This window comes from Streptomyces sp. NBC_01450 (assembly GCF_036227505.1).
Lineage (GTDB): Bacteria > Actinomycetota > Actinomycetes > Streptomycetales > Streptomycetaceae > Streptomyces.
On sequence record NZ_CP109480.1, the window covers coordinates 5,340,397 to 5,354,614 of the forward strand.

Annotated in this window: 11 protein-coding genes, 1 tRNA gene and 2 pseudogenes; 2 read left to right on the forward strand and 12 right to left on the reverse strand. The window is 70.3% G+C overall.

Annotation, left to right across the window (positions count from 1 at the left end; translation table 11 throughout):
• Positions 1 to 18: 18 nt before the first annotated feature.
• From OG568_RS23720 to OG568_RS23750, 7 genes are all read right to left on the reverse strand, one after another.
• Positions 19 to 228 (reverse strand): MbtH family protein, encoded by a 210-nt coding sequence (locus tag OG568_RS23720; RefSeq protein ID WP_266584470.1) that lies wholly within the window; start codon positions 226 to 228, stop codon positions 19 to 21.
• Between the two features lie 261 nt (positions 229 to 489).
• A complete protein-coding gene (locus OG568_RS23725) occupies positions 490 to 1,428 on the reverse strand; it encodes a TauD/TfdA family dioxygenase (RefSeq protein ID WP_095853351.1) in 939 nt (312 codons plus the stop codon).
• Positions 1,429 to 1,487: 59 nt separating this feature from the next.
• Positions 1,488 to 2,477 carry a 2,3-diaminopropionate biosynthesis protein SbnB gene (gene sbnB, locus OG568_RS23730; protein WP_329533018.1) on the reverse strand — a complete coding sequence of 330 codons (990 nt, stop codon included), beginning with the start codon at positions 2,475 to 2,477 and terminating at the stop codon, positions 1,488 to 1,490.
• An 8-nt stretch (positions 2,478 to 2,485) separates the two neighbouring features.
• On the reverse strand, positions 2,486 to 3,433 hold the full coding sequence (gene sbnA, locus OG568_RS23735; protein WP_329533019.1) for a 2,3-diaminopropionate biosynthesis protein SbnA: 948 nt from the start codon (positions 3,431 to 3,433) through the stop codon (positions 2,486 to 2,488).
• Between the two features lie 200 nt (positions 3,434 to 3,633).
• Positions 3,634 to 6,372 (reverse strand): amino acid adenylation domain-containing protein, encoded by a 2,739-nt coding sequence (locus OG568_RS23740; protein WP_329533020.1) that lies wholly within the window; start codon positions 6,370 to 6,372, stop codon positions 3,634 to 3,636.
• 188 nt (positions 6,373 to 6,560) lie between these two features.
• Entirely contained in the window at positions 6,561 to 7,640 is a 1,080-nt protein-coding gene (locus OG568_RS23745) for a hypothetical protein (protein ID WP_329533021.1), read from the reverse strand.
• 165 nt (positions 7,641 to 7,805) lie between these two features.
• Positions 7,806 to 8,063 carry a hypothetical protein gene (locus OG568_RS23750; RefSeq protein WP_329533022.1) on the reverse strand — a complete coding sequence of 86 codons (258 nt, stop codon included), beginning with the start codon at positions 8,061 to 8,063 and terminating at the stop codon, positions 7,806 to 7,808.
• Positions 8,064 to 8,393: 330 nt separating this feature from the next.
• Here OG568_RS23750 and OG568_RS23755 point away from each other — a divergent pair, with 330 nt between their 5' ends.
• Positions 8,394 to 8,654, forward strand: a complete 261-nt coding sequence (locus tag OG568_RS23755) for a hypothetical protein (RefSeq protein WP_329533023.1) — start codon at positions 8,394 to 8,396, stop codon at positions 8,652 to 8,654.
• Positions 8,655 to 9,271: 617 nt separating this feature from the next.
• Here the strand turns inward: OG568_RS23755 and OG568_RS23760 are convergent.
• Positions 9,272 to 9,655 (reverse strand): annotated as a pseudogene (locus tag OG568_RS23760) (NUDIX domain-containing protein); the annotation flags it as partial.
• 4 nt (positions 9,656 to 9,659) lie between these two features.
• Positions 9,660 to 10,029: pseudogene (locus tag OG568_RS23765) on the reverse strand (hypothetical protein); the annotation flags it as partial.
• Positions 10,030 to 10,092: 63 nt separating this feature from the next.
• On the opposite strand from OG568_RS23765, the gene OG568_RS23770 reads away from it, so the two are divergent.
• Entirely contained in the window at positions 10,093 to 10,830 is a 738-nt protein-coding gene (locus tag OG568_RS23770) for a site-specific integrase (protein WP_443077736.1), read from the forward strand.
• 142 nt (positions 10,831 to 10,972) lie between these two features.
• Here OG568_RS23770 and OG568_RS23775 read toward each other — a convergent pair.
• The 3 genes from OG568_RS23775 to OG568_RS23785 all read right to left on the reverse strand — a co-directional run bounded on the left by OG568_RS23775 (position 10,973) and on the right by OG568_RS23785 (position 14,166).
• Positions 10,973 to 11,046: transfer RNA gene (locus tag OG568_RS23775), tRNA-Thr, on the reverse strand.
• 107 nt (positions 11,047 to 11,153) lie between these two features.
• The gene (locus OG568_RS23780) at positions 11,154 to 12,713 is read right to left on the reverse strand and encodes an alpha/beta hydrolase (protein WP_329533024.1); all 1,560 of its coding nucleotides are present in this window, start codon (positions 12,711 to 12,713) and stop codon (positions 11,154 to 11,156) included.
• 247 nt (positions 12,714 to 12,960) lie between these two features.
• On the reverse strand, positions 12,961 to 14,166 hold the full coding sequence (locus OG568_RS23785) for a DNA polymerase III subunit delta' (protein ID WP_329533025.1): 1,206 nt from the start codon (positions 14,164 to 14,166) through the stop codon (positions 12,961 to 12,963).
• Positions 14,167 to 14,218 lie beyond the last annotated feature (52 nt).

Genomic DNA, 14,218 nt, shown 5'->3' on the forward strand with positions numbered 1-14,218 from the left:
CGGCCGGAGCCGGGCCGGTTACGCGGCGTCCATCCGACGGCGGAGGCTGGCCGGGCGCAGGTCGGTCCAGATCCGCTCGATGTGGGCCAGGCACTCCTCGCGGGTGCCCTCGGTGCCCTCGGCGTGCCAGCCGGCCGGCAGGTCCCGGTCGGCCCACCAGATCGAGTACTGCTCCTCGTCGTTGAGCACGACGCGGTGGGTGATGGCGGATTCGTGCTGCTCGGACACGGTGGTCTCCTGTGTTTTCGGTGGAGCGGTGGTGTGCTGGTCGTAATGCGTTGGCCAGTTTTCGATCCGGGCCCATATCCGGCCTATACGAGGCCTGAAACAGACCGGCGGGGCCCGGCCGGTGGCGGGGGTCCACCGGCTGGGCCCCGCTGCGGGGGGGGCCTACGGAGGTTGGCCAACCGGGGTTGGCCAACGGAGATTGACCAACCGGGGTCGGCCAACGGAAGTTGACCTACGAAGGTTGGCCGGTCGGACCGGCCGTCAGTCGGACATCGCGACGAGGATCCTGCGCGGGCCGGTGAACGGGCGGCGGCCATGGCCGACCAGCAGGTTGTCGATGAGCAGCAGGTCGCCCTCGTACCAGTCGACGTTCACCGCGTTCTCCAGGCCACGGTCGCGCACCTGCAGGACGTACTCGTCCGGGATCGGGCTGCCGTCCGCGAAGGTCACGGACTGCGGCAGCTCGTCGGCCGGCATGATCTGGGCGAGCGCCTTCGCGGTGTCGTCGCCGAGCGAGGCCGGGTGCCACTGGTCGGACTGGTTGAACCAGACCTCGGCGCCGGTGACCGGGTGGCGCATCGTGGAGTGGCGCAGCTGGCTGACCTTCAGGCTGTTGCCCGGCCCCCAGCTCCACTCGGCCTCCGCCTCCTTGAGGAAGACGTCGACCTCGTCCCGGTCCCCGGTTTCGAAGGTGTCCTGCCAGCTCTTGCCGAGGCCCTTGCCGCCATGCAGGTTCTGCGTGTAGCGCACCCCGGCCTCGAAGGCCTCGCGGACCTCCGGGTCGAGGGCCTCCAGCCACAGCGCGGCGTCGACGACCGGGGTGGCACCGCCGGTCTCCGGCGCGACGGCGCAGTAGAAGGCGAGCCGGGTCGGCCAGGCGTGGGCGTACGACATCTCGTTGTGCATCGAGATGGTGTACTCCTGCGGGTACTCCGTCGAGGTGTACACGTTGGAGCCAACCTTGGTGCGCGGCGAGTTGCCGTGCACGTAGGCGAGGCGGCGGGGCAGCAGCCGGTCGAGGACCGGGTCCAGACCCTCGCCGGGCACCTTGAACCCGCGGAAGACCACGGCCTTCTCGCGGACGAGCAGCCCGGCCAGGTCGATGCTGTCGAGGTGCTCGACGAGCGCCTCCGGGGTCGCCGCTGCGCCCACGTCGCCCGGAGTGATCTCCAGCGGCGACCAGCCGTTGCGGTCGGTCATGGTGGTTCCTCTCGTGTCGTCGTTCAGGTGATGCCGGTACGCCGCCGAGCGGCCCGGGGCTACGGCAGGAAGCCCTCCACCTCCACGCCCAGCCCCTTCTGCCGGGCCGTGGTCAGCACGTCGTCGGCCAGCGCGATGTCGAGGACACCGAGCCCGAAGGGCGCGTAGACGATCGTGCGGCCCGGCTGGGGAGTGAACGTGCTCTCGTCCAGGAGGAGTTCGCCGATCGTCGGGTCGATGAAGTCGTGGTGGCCGGCGAACTGCTCGGCCAGGTGGAGCGAGGTGCGCTCGCGCAGCGCGTGGTCGACGTCGTCGACGATGTTGTGCGCGTCGAGCAGCGACTCGGGCAGCAGGTCGCGCAGGGAGATGTGCAGGACGACCGTGCCGGGCACGGCGGCCCTCAGGTCCAGGTGCGGTTCGATGGCGGACGTCGCGATGGAGACCAGGCCGTGGGCGGCGAGCGCCTCCTCGGCGGTGGTGACGGTGACCACCCGCGCCTCCGGGGCGGCCTCGGCCGCCTGGGCGGCGAACGAAGCGGCCCGCTCGGCCGAACTGTCGTACAGCGTCACGGTCTTGAGGCCGGGGACGGCCGCCCGGGTGTGACGCAGGATCTCCAGGTTGATGACGCCGCAGCCGATCAGCGAGAGGCCGTCCGGGCGGCGGTCGCGGGTGAGCAGTTCGGCGGCGAGCGCCGCGCTGGCGGCGGTGCGCTTGGCGGAGATCAGCGAGCCCTCGACGAGCGCCTCGGGGCGGCCGGTCTCCAGGGAGTTGAGGATGATCGCCGCGTTGGCGCGCTGAATGCCCCGGTCGATGTTGGCCGGGAAGGACGAGATCCACTTCATACCCGCGGCCGGCTTCTCTCCGCCCCGGTAGGCGGGCAGGCCGATGATGCGATTGCGCGGCTGTCCGGGAAAGCGAAGGAATATGGAGTGCGGCACCGCGGTGTCGCCCTGTGCGTGAATGCGGTAGGCGTCCGCGACGGCCTCGATGTTCTCGAGTTCACGGCCGTTCAGAATCTGCCCGACCTCGGAGTGCCGGATGATGAGCATGACGGGGTTCAGTCCTTCCAGAGGTGCGCGACTTCACCGAAATTTCGGCGCACCCACGTGTCGGAATAAATCGTGTCGAGATAACGGTCGCCGCCGTCGGGGAAGACGAGCGCGACGGTCGAGTCGGCCGGGATCTCGTCCCTCAGCCGGGCCAGCGCGGCGACGGTCGCCCCGGACGAGCCGCCGGCCAGGATGGCCTCGCGGTGGATGAGCCTGCGGCAGGCCACCACGCAGTCCAGGTCGGAGACGTGGACCACCCGGTCGGCGGCGGTCGGGTCCATCAGGGCCGGCACGACCGACGCCCCGTGCCCGGGGATGAGACGGCGGGTGGACTCCAGGCCGAAGATGGCGCTGCCCTCCGCGTCCACCGCGACGATGGTGGTGTCCATCCCCTGCTCGCGGATGTGGTCGGCGCAGCCCCGCAACGTGCCGAAGGTGCTGACCGAGCAGAACAGGTAGTCCACCCGGCCGTCGAGGGCGCGCGCAATCTCCCTCATGGTCTTCTCGTGGGCCCGCGGGTTGAGCAGGTTGGCGTACTGGTTGGGCCAGAACGCGTACGGCGTCCGCGCGACGAGTTCCCGCACACGGCGCAGCCGCATCGGCAGGTACTCGCCGGTCAGCTCGTCCCGCTCGGTCACCACCTCGATCTCGGCGCCGTAGGCGCGCAGGATCGCCAGGTTCTGCTCCGTGGTCTTTCCGTCCACCACACAGATGAAGCGGAACCCGAAGTAGCGGCATATCTGGGCGAGTCCGACCGCCAGGTTCCCCGAGCTGGACTCGACCACCACGGAGCGGCCGCGTACCAGCTCGCCGCTCTCGATCGCGCTGCTCAGCATGCTGAGCCCGGACCGGTCCTTGATACTGCCGCCCGGATTGAATCTCTCTATCTTGGCGAATACCCGGGCCTCAAACCCCGGCAGCAGCCTCTCCAATTCCACGAGCGGGGTGTTCCCCACGGTCGAAAGAATTCCTGAGAATGGTGGCTCCGACACGACTGTCACCTCCCGAACATTGATCGCGTCGAATGCTCGACGTGCTCCTTGACATTCTTGAGGTTTCGCCTATCCGGCAGCTATATTCCCGTCATATCGCAAGCATTTTGGGCGCCATATTTCGCGGCAATCGAGCCAATGTCGCCGGAACTTTCAGGTTGGGGCTAGCCCCGTTCGGTCCGTACACCGCGCGGCCTCACCTGGTCGTCGACGCGCCCGTGGAGCTCCAGGGTGCCGTCCGCCCGCCAGCTCGCCAGGTCGCCCGTGCGGTACATCCTCGCTCCCGGCCGCAGCCCGTACGGGTCGGCCAGGAACCGCTCGGCGGTGAGTCCGGGACGGTTCATGTACCCGTCGGCCAGGTCGTCGCCCGCCAGGTACAGTTCGCCGGTCGCACCGGGCGGCACCGGCCGCAGCCACCGGTCGAGCACATAGCAGCGGGCGTTGGCGACCGGCCGCCCGATCGGAAGCCGCGTCCCGCCCGCCCCGTCCTCGGGACCGACCGGGTGGACGGTGGCCGCCATGGTCGACTCGGTCGGCCCGTACTGGTTGACCAGCCGCCAGTCCGCGCCGATCGAGGCTGCCCGCCGCAGGTGCGCGGCGGTCAGCTCCTCACCGCTGACCAGGCCCATCCGCAGCCAGGGCGACGGCACGTCCCCCTCGCCCGCCGCATCCCGCGCGGCGTCCGCGAGCGCGTCCAGCATCGTCGGCGTCAGAGCGGGCAGCACGGTCACCCGGTGCCGCCTGAGCAGGGCGAACAGCGCGGCCGGGTCCTGGGCCTCGTCCTGCTCCGCCAGGACGAGCCGGGAGCCCGCTGTCAGCGGCCCGAAGATGTCCCGCACCGACGGGTCGCAGGACACCGACGCCAGGTTCAGGACGGTGTCGTCGCCCCCGAGCCCCGTCAGATCGTGCAGATAGGACAGATAGCCCGCCACGGCCTCGTGCCGGATCACCACGCCCTTGGGCCGACCCGTCGAACCGGAGGTGTGGATGACGTACGCCGGATGCCTGGCCGCGCCTTCCTGCGCGGCGGGGTTGTTCTCGGACCACCCGCCGGTGTCCCGCACCTCCGCCGGCTCCGCGAGTACGGCGACGGACTTGACGTCGTCCAGCATGAACGCGATCCGCTCGGCCGGATACCCGGGGTCCACGGGCAGATACGCCGCCCCCGACTTCATGACCGCGAGGAGCGCCACCACCAGCTCCACCGAGGGCGGCAGCGACACCGCGACCACGGTGCGCGGCCCTGCCCCCTGGTCGATCAGCCGGTGCGCCAGCCGGTTGGCCCGCGCGTTCAGCTCCGCGTAGGTGAGCCGCTCCTCGCCGTGGATCAGGGCGATCCGGGTCGGCGTGGTGGCGGCCTGCGCCTCGAACAGTCCGTGCACGGTCGCCGGCATCAGCTCGACGGCGGTGTCGTTCCACTCCTCGAGCAGCCGCTCCCGCTCGCCCGGAAGCAGTAGGGGCACATCGCCCACCAGGGCATCGGGGTCGGCGGCGAAGGCGGCGAGGAATCGGGCGAACCGGCTCAGGTGGGCGGTGAGTTCGGACTCTGTGTAGCGCGAGGGATGGCCGGCCAGCCGGATCTGGAGACCGCCCTCACCGGGCACCGGACAGGCCGCGATCTCCAGGTCTTCGACGGGGCCGGAGGTGAGCCGGTGAGCGCTAGCCAGGGTGCCGCCGAAGGAGATGCCGAGGTCGAAGCCCATGATGTCGACCATCGGGCCGAACTGCCGATGTGCGCTCTCGGAGCCGCCGTCGCGCAGGTCACGGAGCAGTTCCTCGTAGCGGTACTGCTGGTGGCGCAGGGTCTGGCGGGTCTCGTCGAGCGCACTGCGGATGAGGGTACGGACGGTCGTGTCACGGTCCGCCCTGATGCGCAGCGGAAGGATGTTGGCCGTCATGCCGGGCGTCCGCCGCGCGACCTCCGTGACACGGCCGACGACCGGCAGGCTGAGCAGGATGTCGTCCCGGCCGGTCATACGGTGCAGGTAGGCGGCGACGGCGGCGACGAGACCGGTGGACCACTTGGTGCCGGCCGGCCGGGCGATCGCGCCGAGCCGGTCCAGGGTCTCCCGCGGAATGCACCCCGCGCTCCGTACGAGCTCCTCCGCGCCCTGCGTGCGCTCCGTACGCCCTCGCGGCCGGGCCAGGCCGAGGGACAGGCCGACGGGCTCCGGCCGGTCGGCCATGCGCCCGGCCCAGTGGGCACGGTCCTCGGTGAATCGTTCCGACGCCCGGTACTCGGCCTGTGCCGCGTGGAGCTCGGCGAGGCCCGGCAGGGCGCCCTCCGAAGGATCCCGGCCCTCGCGCAGAGCGGTGTAGATCTCGGCGGTGCGGCGCAGCACGAGCACACCGCTGTGCCCGTCGAGGACCACATGGTGGGCGCGCTGGTAGAAGAAGTGCCGTTCGGGGGCGACGGTGATCAGCGCGAAGGCGAACAGCGGATCCCGGCCGAGGTCGACGGGCCGGGCCAGGTCGGCGCGCATCCAGTCATGGGCGGCCGCCTCGTCGGTGGCCCGGACCAGCGGCAGCTCCCAGTCGAGGGGCGGCCCGACCTCCTGCCGGATCCCGTCGTCCACGTACTGCCCCAAACGCCCCCCGGCCCAGCCCGCCCCCTGCCCGTCGGCTTCGGCTTCGGCTTCGGCTTCGGCTTCGGCTTCGGCTTCGGCTTCGGCTTCGGCTTCGGCTTCGGCTTCGACGAATCGCACCCGCAGCGCCTCGGTCTCGGTCACGGCGAGGCGGGCGGCTTCCTGGAAGTCCGGGACATGCAGCGGTCCGCGCACATCGGTGTAGAGGCCGACGTTGTACTGCTGACTGCCGGCGCCGGCCCGGAGGTCATGCCAGATGCCTGACTGGCCTGCCAGGAGCGGGAGTTGAAGATACGGAACCGGGGCGGGGCGGGGCATCGGTCACTCCGTTTCGGAGGAAGGGTCTTGAGCGACGTCGTGAAGGGGACGGGGAGAGGACGCGGAGGGGATCACGGGTGACGAGGGAGGCAATGCACAGGGGCCGGTTCCGGCACGATGGAGTGACCGTGCCGGAACCGGCTGGGGGTGCCGAAACCGCGGCAGGGGAGTCCCGGCCGCGCGGATCGTCAGCCGGCGGCCGGCGCCGCGAGCCTGGCGGCGAACGGCGACGAGCTGCCGAAGAGGGACATGGTCCGGCCGGCCACCCACAGGCTCCCGTCGGTAGCCGTGGTCAGCCGGACGCCGTCCGCCGAGTAGGAGACGGGACCGGTGACGGCCTCCCAGGCCTGTCCGTTCCAGCGGGCGAAGGCGCCGTCGGTGCCGGAGTGCAGACCGGCGTACAACTGTCCGCAGTAGAAAGCCAGATCGGCGAAGCTCGTGACTCCCTTCAGGGTGATGTCCGCGCGGGTCCAACCGGTGCCGTTCCAGTGCAGGGCGGTGGTGCCGCCGACGACCCACACATCACTGGAGCCGCGGGCGACGACCTTGGTGAGGGAGCCCGCGAGGCCGGTGGGCGTGGCGACCTCCTTCCAGTTGGCGCCGTCGTACTTCACGACGTACGGACGGCAGTTGGTGCCCGCGGTATCCGTGCAGGTCTGTCCGGCCGCCCAGATGTCGGTGGCGGAGTTGACCTGGACGGAGTTCAGCTTGGTACTGCCGCCGGCGGCCTGCGGGAGCTTGGTGACCTTCCAGGAGGTGCCGTCCCAGTGCCCGACGACGCCCGGGACACTCGTGGCGGTGTCCGTTCGCGACTCGCCCACGGCCCACACATCGGTGGCCGAAACCGCCTTGAGGCCAAGGAAGTTGACGGACGCGTCGGCCGGGTTCCGCTTCTCCCAGGCCGTGCCGTTCCAGTGGCTGACGGAACGGGACTGCTGGTACTTCTTGCCCAGGACCCAGAAGTCGTTGGCAGACGTGGCGGCCCAGATCCCGTCGTCCGCACGATCCTTCTCGTAGGTCAGCTCCTTCCAAGCCGTCCCCTGACGCAGCCAGTAACGGACGACTTCGGCGTCCCCGCTGTTGCGGCCCCAGACGGTCTGGCCGAAGGCGGTGCTGCCGTCGCCGACCGGCAGAACGTCATAGAGCGAGCCGTCGGTGTTGGGCTTGGCAAGGGTCTCCCAACCGGGCGACGCCGCCTGGGCCGGGCCTGCGGCGAGCGACAGGGTGGCGCCGCCCGCCAGCAGGACGACGGCGGCTTTGCGGAGCAAGGCGGATGTGGCGCTTGAAGGAAGACTTGAAGGCAGAGTGGACATGGAACCTCCGAGAATCGGCGATATCGGTGGGGTGAGGAGCGGCCGGTGCGGATGTGCCCGGCCGCGTTGCGGCTCTCGTCGCGCCGCGAACGGCGTGTTCCGCCGGACACCGAACGGGCCTCAGGCCGCCGGGACGTCGACGGAAGCGACGGAGCCGAACTCGTCGACGGCTTGGTGACAAGTCCGGGCCGTGGCGTCGCGGGAGGTCTTCTTCACTCCGCTGCACACCGCGCGGACCCGCTTGAGGTCGCCATGGAGGGCGCCACCGAGGAGGTACTCGTCGGCGCTGGTGGTGCCGACCGCGGGCGCGGTGAGTCCGGGAACGGCCGAGAGCGCGGCGGCGGTGCCGACGACCAGCATGGCGGGACGGCGACGCACGGGTCCTCCACGGATTCGGTACCCCGCCGGCCAGTCCCGGCGAGCGCCTCCAAACCTCCGCGATCCGCCTATACGCCTTCTCTATCGGGCAACCCTCGGTCTGCGAACCGGAGCGGTTCCCGACGTGCACGAAGCCAGGTGCGACAGGGGCCGTGCGATGCGGTGGTGGCGACATGACATGAACACCTCACTGCCGCAGGTGCCGCCGCAGAGCCCTTCGTCCTGGTCGTCGACCCTGCCGTGGCCGACCCCACTCGGGCTCGAGACGGAAAGCGGCCGGTGTGGGCCTACGCCCACGTACCGAACGGGAGCTCCCAGGACCCCGTGCCCATGGTGCAGGCACGCATCGAGCACTACGCGCCCGGCTTCGGAGACACCGTCATTGCCGGCCGCCGTATCAGCGCCCGCGACTACGAGACCTACGACCCCAACTACATCGGCGGGGACATCAACGGCGGTGCTGTGACCCTGAAGCAGAGCGTGCTCGGCCCAGCCCTCCGTGTGAATCCCTACCGCACGCCGCTCCGCGGCGTGTACCTGTGCTCCGCATCCACACCACCAGGACCTGGCGTGCGCGGAATGTCCGGTTAACCGGCCGCCCGTTCCGCGCTGAGGCACGAATTCGGCATTCACACAGCACCAAGCCTCGCCCCTCACCAGATCGCCCACACCGGTCCATGAGGTGGCGGGCACGACAGGCCGCCGAGGTCCCTCGTACACCGCCTGCGCGGCCTGGGTACGTCGCTTACTCGCCCTGGCCCGCGCCCCAAACGACCGCAGACCGGAAACTCGTTAATGTGCGAGCCATGACAGCTGATGAACATGAAAAACCTGGCACGGAGCACGAGTTAGCGGCGTCCCCTGGGAGCTGGGCGGGCCCGGTCGGCGGCTTCCTCTTGATGCTCTCTGGACTCGGTCTGCTCCTGTGGGGGTTTCTGGGCCGGTCCAGCTCCAGCCCTTCACTCATCTACCAGGCCGCGAAGGTCGTGGCGATCGGCCTGGTGGTCACCGGTACCACTCTGGTGGCGCGCCGACGCGACTCGTCACGGCGCCCCGACGCAGAGGCAGAGCCTCCTCCACGGTCGTGACACGTAACCGGCGCTGCCGTGAGTCAAAGGAACCGCCGGCCCCCGCCACTGACAACGCGTCGTGACATGGGAAGAGTTGCCTCGAAATCAGGGCGTGCCAACCATCGTCTCGGAAGCTGTCTACTCCCAGCCGTCGAGAGACACTTGTGGTCCACCGGCGAGGTAGCGGTTCAGGGCGCTGGCGGTAGTGCCGACGAAATCCTCAGGGACGGCGTCGGCGTCGACCCATCGAACCTGCGCGTGCTTCCGTGGTTCGCGGTTTTCCGGTTCGCCAGTCCACTCGTGGGCGGTGAAGACGACTGTGAGGAAGCCGCCTGGGGCCTCGACGCCCCAGGCGCCGTGGATGATGTGGGCGACCTTGAGAGACTCGGGCTTCACCGTCAGGCCGGTCTCTTCGTGCAGTTCGCGTACGGCGGTTTCGGTGATGGGCTCGCCAGGTTCGCTCTTGCCGACGGGGAGGTCCCACATGCCCTGGGCGAACTTGGCGTTCTGGCTGCGCTGAAGGTTACTTCTCGGGGTCCCACCGGATCAGGGCGTCTCGGTGCTGTTGTTCGGTGCCGATGTGGTCGGCGAGATCGGTGAGGGTGCGGGCAGTGTGGCTGGCCACAGCGCCGGCCGCGGGGTCGCTGACGCGGGAGTAGCTGGGACATCCACGTCCTCCGCCCCGAAGTGCCGGTGCGGGCGCGGAGCGTGCGGGCGGTGGCCTCATCCCCGTGGGCGAGAGGCATGGCGACGCCAGCGGCGGTGAAGGCGGCCACAGCGAGGAAGCGGCGGCGCTCGACGTCGGCGCGGCCAAGGTCGGTTGCGGCCAGGACGGGATCCCGTTCGGCCGGCCCCTCGGTATCCGGTGCGTGTAGACCGATCTCGGTCTGGCAGATCATCACGTTCAACCCGGCGGCCCACGTCGAGATCGACCCCGTCCGCATGCCGAAGGCGCCCTGGTGTGGACGGACGAGCGGGTCGCCCGGTGGCAGCGGACCGGCGAGAAGCCCTCTCCCGTCATGGTCTGGACGCCGGAACAGACCGGCGCCTTCCTCGACTTCGTCGCCGAGGACCGGCTGTACGCCATGTGGCACCTGATCGCCTTCCGGGGCCTGCGTCGCGGTGAGGCGTGCGGCCAGCCGTGGTCGGAGACCAACCTCGACCGGCACTCCCTCACGGTCACCGGACAACTCGTCCAGGACGGCTGGGAGGTCGAGGCGTCGGAGCCGAAGACGGACAGCGGCTTCCGAGTCGTCACCCTCGACGACGACACCGTCGACGTACTGGAGCGGCACCGGAAGCAGCAGGAGGCGGACCGCGCGGAGTGGGGCTCTGCCTGGATCGAGACCGGCCTCGTCTGCACGCAGGAAGACGGCTCCTGGCTACACCCCGGCAAGGTCACCGACCTCTTCGAGCGGCTCGTCGCAGCGTCCAACCTCCCGCCGATCCGGCTGCACGACCTCCGGCACGGCGCGGCCACGCTCATGCTCGCCGCCGACATCGACATCGACATCGACATCGACATCGACATCAAGATCGTGTCAGACACTCTCGGGCACAGCGACACCCGCATCACGCGGGACATCTACCAGAGTGTCCTCCCCCACATCGGCAAGAACGCTGCCGAGGCGAAGGTCAAGGCGAAAGGCCGGGCCAAGAGCAAGAAGAAGGGTGAACGCCGGAAGCCCGACCAGTAGGCCGCGGCACCGTTCCGCTCACGCATCGCTCACGCAAGCCCCTCCACGGGGTCCCAGCCGTGCGTCTCGCCACGCCCTGACCGGCTCCGAAAAAAGCAAAAGCCCCAGTTCACGGCGAGTGAGAATCCTGGGGCTTCTACAGAGCCGCCTTCGGGATTCGAACCCGAGACCTACGCATTACGAGTGCGTTGCTCTGGCCATCTGAGCTAAGGCGGCGCGCTGTCCGCACTATGGTGCGATCAGCAACGTCGGTAAGTCTACACAGTTTCCGGGGGTGCTCCGTACACGCCCCGGGAGGACCGGTTCCGGGGCGTGCGGGAGGGCTATGCGCAGCGCTTTCCCTTCGCGGGAGGGGTGCCCTGGAGGAGGTAGCGGTTGATCGTGGAGTCGATGCAGACGCTGCCGCGGCCGTACGCGGTGTGGCCGTCGCCGACGTAGGTGAGGAGGACGCCGGAGGAGAGCTGGGAGGCGAGGGACTTGGCCCAGGCGTAGGGGGTGGCCGGGTCCCGGGTGGTGCCGACCACGAGGATCGGGCCCGCGCCCTTCGCCTCGATGCGGTGAGGCTCGCCGGTGTGCCTCACGGGCCAGTACGCGCAGTTCAGGGAGGCCCAGGCCAGGCCGTCGCCGAAGACGGGGGACGCCTTCTCGAACGCGGGAAGGTCCTTCTCCACCTGCTCGGGCGTGGCGAAGGCGGCCGGGAGGTCGAGGCAGTTCACGGCCGCGTTGGCGAACATCAGGTTCGCGTACTTGCCCTTGGCGTCGCGCTCGTAATAGCTGTCCGAGAGGGCGAGCAGACCCGCGCCGTCCTTGTCCTTCATCGCCGCGGTGAGCGCCTCACGCAGCTGCGGCCAGGCCGCCTCGTCGTACATCGCCGCGATCACGCCCGTCGTCGCGAGTGCCTCGCCGAGCTTGCGGCCACCCGCGTCGCCCGCCGGGATCGGGGCCGCGTCGAGCCGCTTGAAGAAGGCGCTGAGATTCTTGCCGACCTGGTCCGGACTCGTGCCCGGGCCACCCAGCGGGCAGCTGCTCTGGCGTACGCAGTCCTTCGCGAAGGACTGGAACGCCGTCTCGAAGCCCGCCGTCTGGTCCAGGTTGAGTTGGCGTGCGGACAGGGACGGGTCCATCGCGCCGTCCAGGACCATACGGCCCACCCGGTCCGGGAACAGGCCCGCGTACGTCGCCCCGAGGAACGTGCCGTACGACGCCCCCACGTAGTTCAGCTTCGGGTCGCCCAGGACCGCGCGCAGGATGTCCATGTCCCGGGCCGCCTCGACCGTGGACACGTGCCGCAACAGGCTGGGCGAGCGTCGGCCACAGCCCTCGGCGAACTTCTTGTACGCGTCGACCAGTTCGCCCGTCTCCTTCTTGTCGTCGGGCGTGACGTCCGTCTCCGTGTACGTGTCCATCTGGCGGCCGGTGAGGCACTCGACGGGCTCGCTGCGGGCCACCCCGCGGGGGTCGACCGCGACCATGTCGTAGCGGGCACGCACCTCCGCCGGGTAGCCGACCCCCGCGTACGCCTGCAGATAGCCCACCGCCGAGCCGCCCGGGCCGCCCGGGTTGACCAGCAGCGAGCCGATGCGCTTGCCGGGGCCTGTCGCCTTCTTGCGGGCCACGGCCAGCTTGACCTCGCCCGAGGCCGGTTTCGCGTAGTCGAGCGGCGCCTTCATCGTGGCGCACTCGAAGCCGGCGGTGCCGCAGCTGCGCCAGGCCAGCTTCTGGTCGTAGTACGAGGACAGCGCGGACGGTGTGGCGCGGGGCAGCGCGGCCAGCACCGCGTCGGCCGACGTCGTGGACGTCCTGGTCGAACTCCCCGTGGAGCAGGCGGAGACGAGCAGCGCGGTGGCGGCCAGCAGCGCGCCGCCCGTGCGGACGGTACGCATCGCGCCGAGGGGTCGGTCCGGCCGACGGGACCGGGGCGGCCGAGGGGTGCGCCTGAAGTACCTGGAGTACATCTCGCGAGCGTAACCCTGCGCGATGCAATGATCACCAACAGTCGCGGATCTGCCTCTTACGAGTGATGCGGTCAACACCGTGACTCAGCTCCTCGTGCCCACACCTCGCCTCAGCTCCTCACTCCGGCCCCTCAGCCCGGGCCCGGCTGCCGGCTGCGCGCACGCACTCCTCGGCTCAGCCCGCCCGCAGCGCCATCGTCATCGCCTCCACCGCCAGCAGCGGGGCCACATTGCGGTCCAGTGCCTCGCGGCACGCGGCGATCGCGTCGATCCGGCGGAGGGTCGCCTCCGGTGAGCTGCCGCGGGCGAGGCGCTCGAGTACATCCTCGGCCTCCGTGTTGGCGAGGGCCACCCGGGAACCGAGCTGGAGAGCGAGGACATCGCGGTAGAAGCCGGTGAGGTCGATGAGGGCCAGGTCCAGGCTGTCGCGCTGCGTACGCGTTCTCCGGCGCTTCTGCCGGTCCTCCAGCTCCTTCATGACACCCGCGGTGCCACGCGGCATACGGCCGCCCTGCGACGCGCCGAGGGCCGCCTTCAGGTCTTCGGTCTCCTTGACGTCGACTTCCTCCGCGAGCTGCTTCGCGTCCTCCGCGGCCGTGTCGATCAGCTCCTGGGCCGCCTTGAGGCAGCCGCCGATGTCGTCGACCCGCAGCGGGAGCTTGAGGACGGCGGCCCGGCGCTCACGGGCACTCTGGTCCGTGGCGAGGCGGCGGGCCCGCCCGATGTGCCCCTGTGTCGCGCGGGCGGCGGCCGCCGCGACACCGGGCTCGATGCCGTCACGGCGGACGAGGATGTCGGCGACCGCGTCCACCGGCGGGGTGCGCAGGGTGAGCAGGCGGCAGCGGGAGCGGATGGTGGGCAGGACGTCCTCGATGGAGGGCGCGCAGAGCAGCCAGACCGTACGGGGAGCCGGTTCCTCGACGGCCTTCAGAAGGACGTTGCCCGCGCCCTCAGTGAGGCGGTCCGCGTCCTCCAGGACGATGACCTGCCAGCGGCCGGTCGCCGGGGACATCTGGGCACGGCGGACCAGGTCGCGGGTCTCCTTCACGCCGATGGAGAGGAGGTCGGTGCGGACGATCTGCACATCGGCGTGCGTCCCGATCAGGCTGGTGTGGCAACCGTCACAGAAGCCGCAGCCGGGCACTCCGCCCAGCGCGCGGTCGGGGCTCACGCACTGGAGCGCAGCCGCGAAGGCTCGCGCGGCGGTGGAACGGCCGGAGCCGGGCGGGCCGGTGAACAGCCAGGCGTGCGTCATCTTGGACGCCTCGGGGAGCGGGGTGTCCGCGGCGACCGCGGTGACGAGGGCGTCGGCGTCTCGAGCGGCGGCGACGAGCTGCTCGCTCACCTTGTCCTGGCCCACCAGGTCGTCCCATACGGGCACGGGGCACCGCCCTTTCGTCGCACTTTGCCTTGCCGCGTCCATTGTGCGGGTC

What these genes read in the sequence shown, in the direction of transcription:
- OG568_RS23725 (WP_095853351.1), bottom strand. Translation starts at nt 1,428, where the DNA reads ATGACCGACCGCAACGGCTGGTCGCCGCTGGAGATCACTCCGGGCGAC.
- sbnB (WP_329533018.1), bottom strand. Translation starts at nt 2,477, where the DNA reads ATGCTCATCATCCGGCACTCCGAGGTCGGGCAGATTCTGAACGGCCGT.
- OG568_RS23740 (WP_329533020.1), bottom strand. Translation starts at nt 6,372, where the DNA reads ATGCCCCGCCCCGCCCCGGTTCCGTATCTTCAACTCCCGCTCCTGGCA.
- OG568_RS23755 (WP_329533023.1), top strand. Translation starts at nt 8,394, where the DNA reads ATGGTGCAGGCACGCATCGAGCACTACGCGCCCGGCTTCGGAGACACC.
- OG568_RS23780 (WP_329533024.1), bottom strand. Translation starts at nt 12,713, where the DNA reads ATGCGTACCGTCCGCACGGGCGGCGCGCTGCTGGCCGCCACCGCGCTG.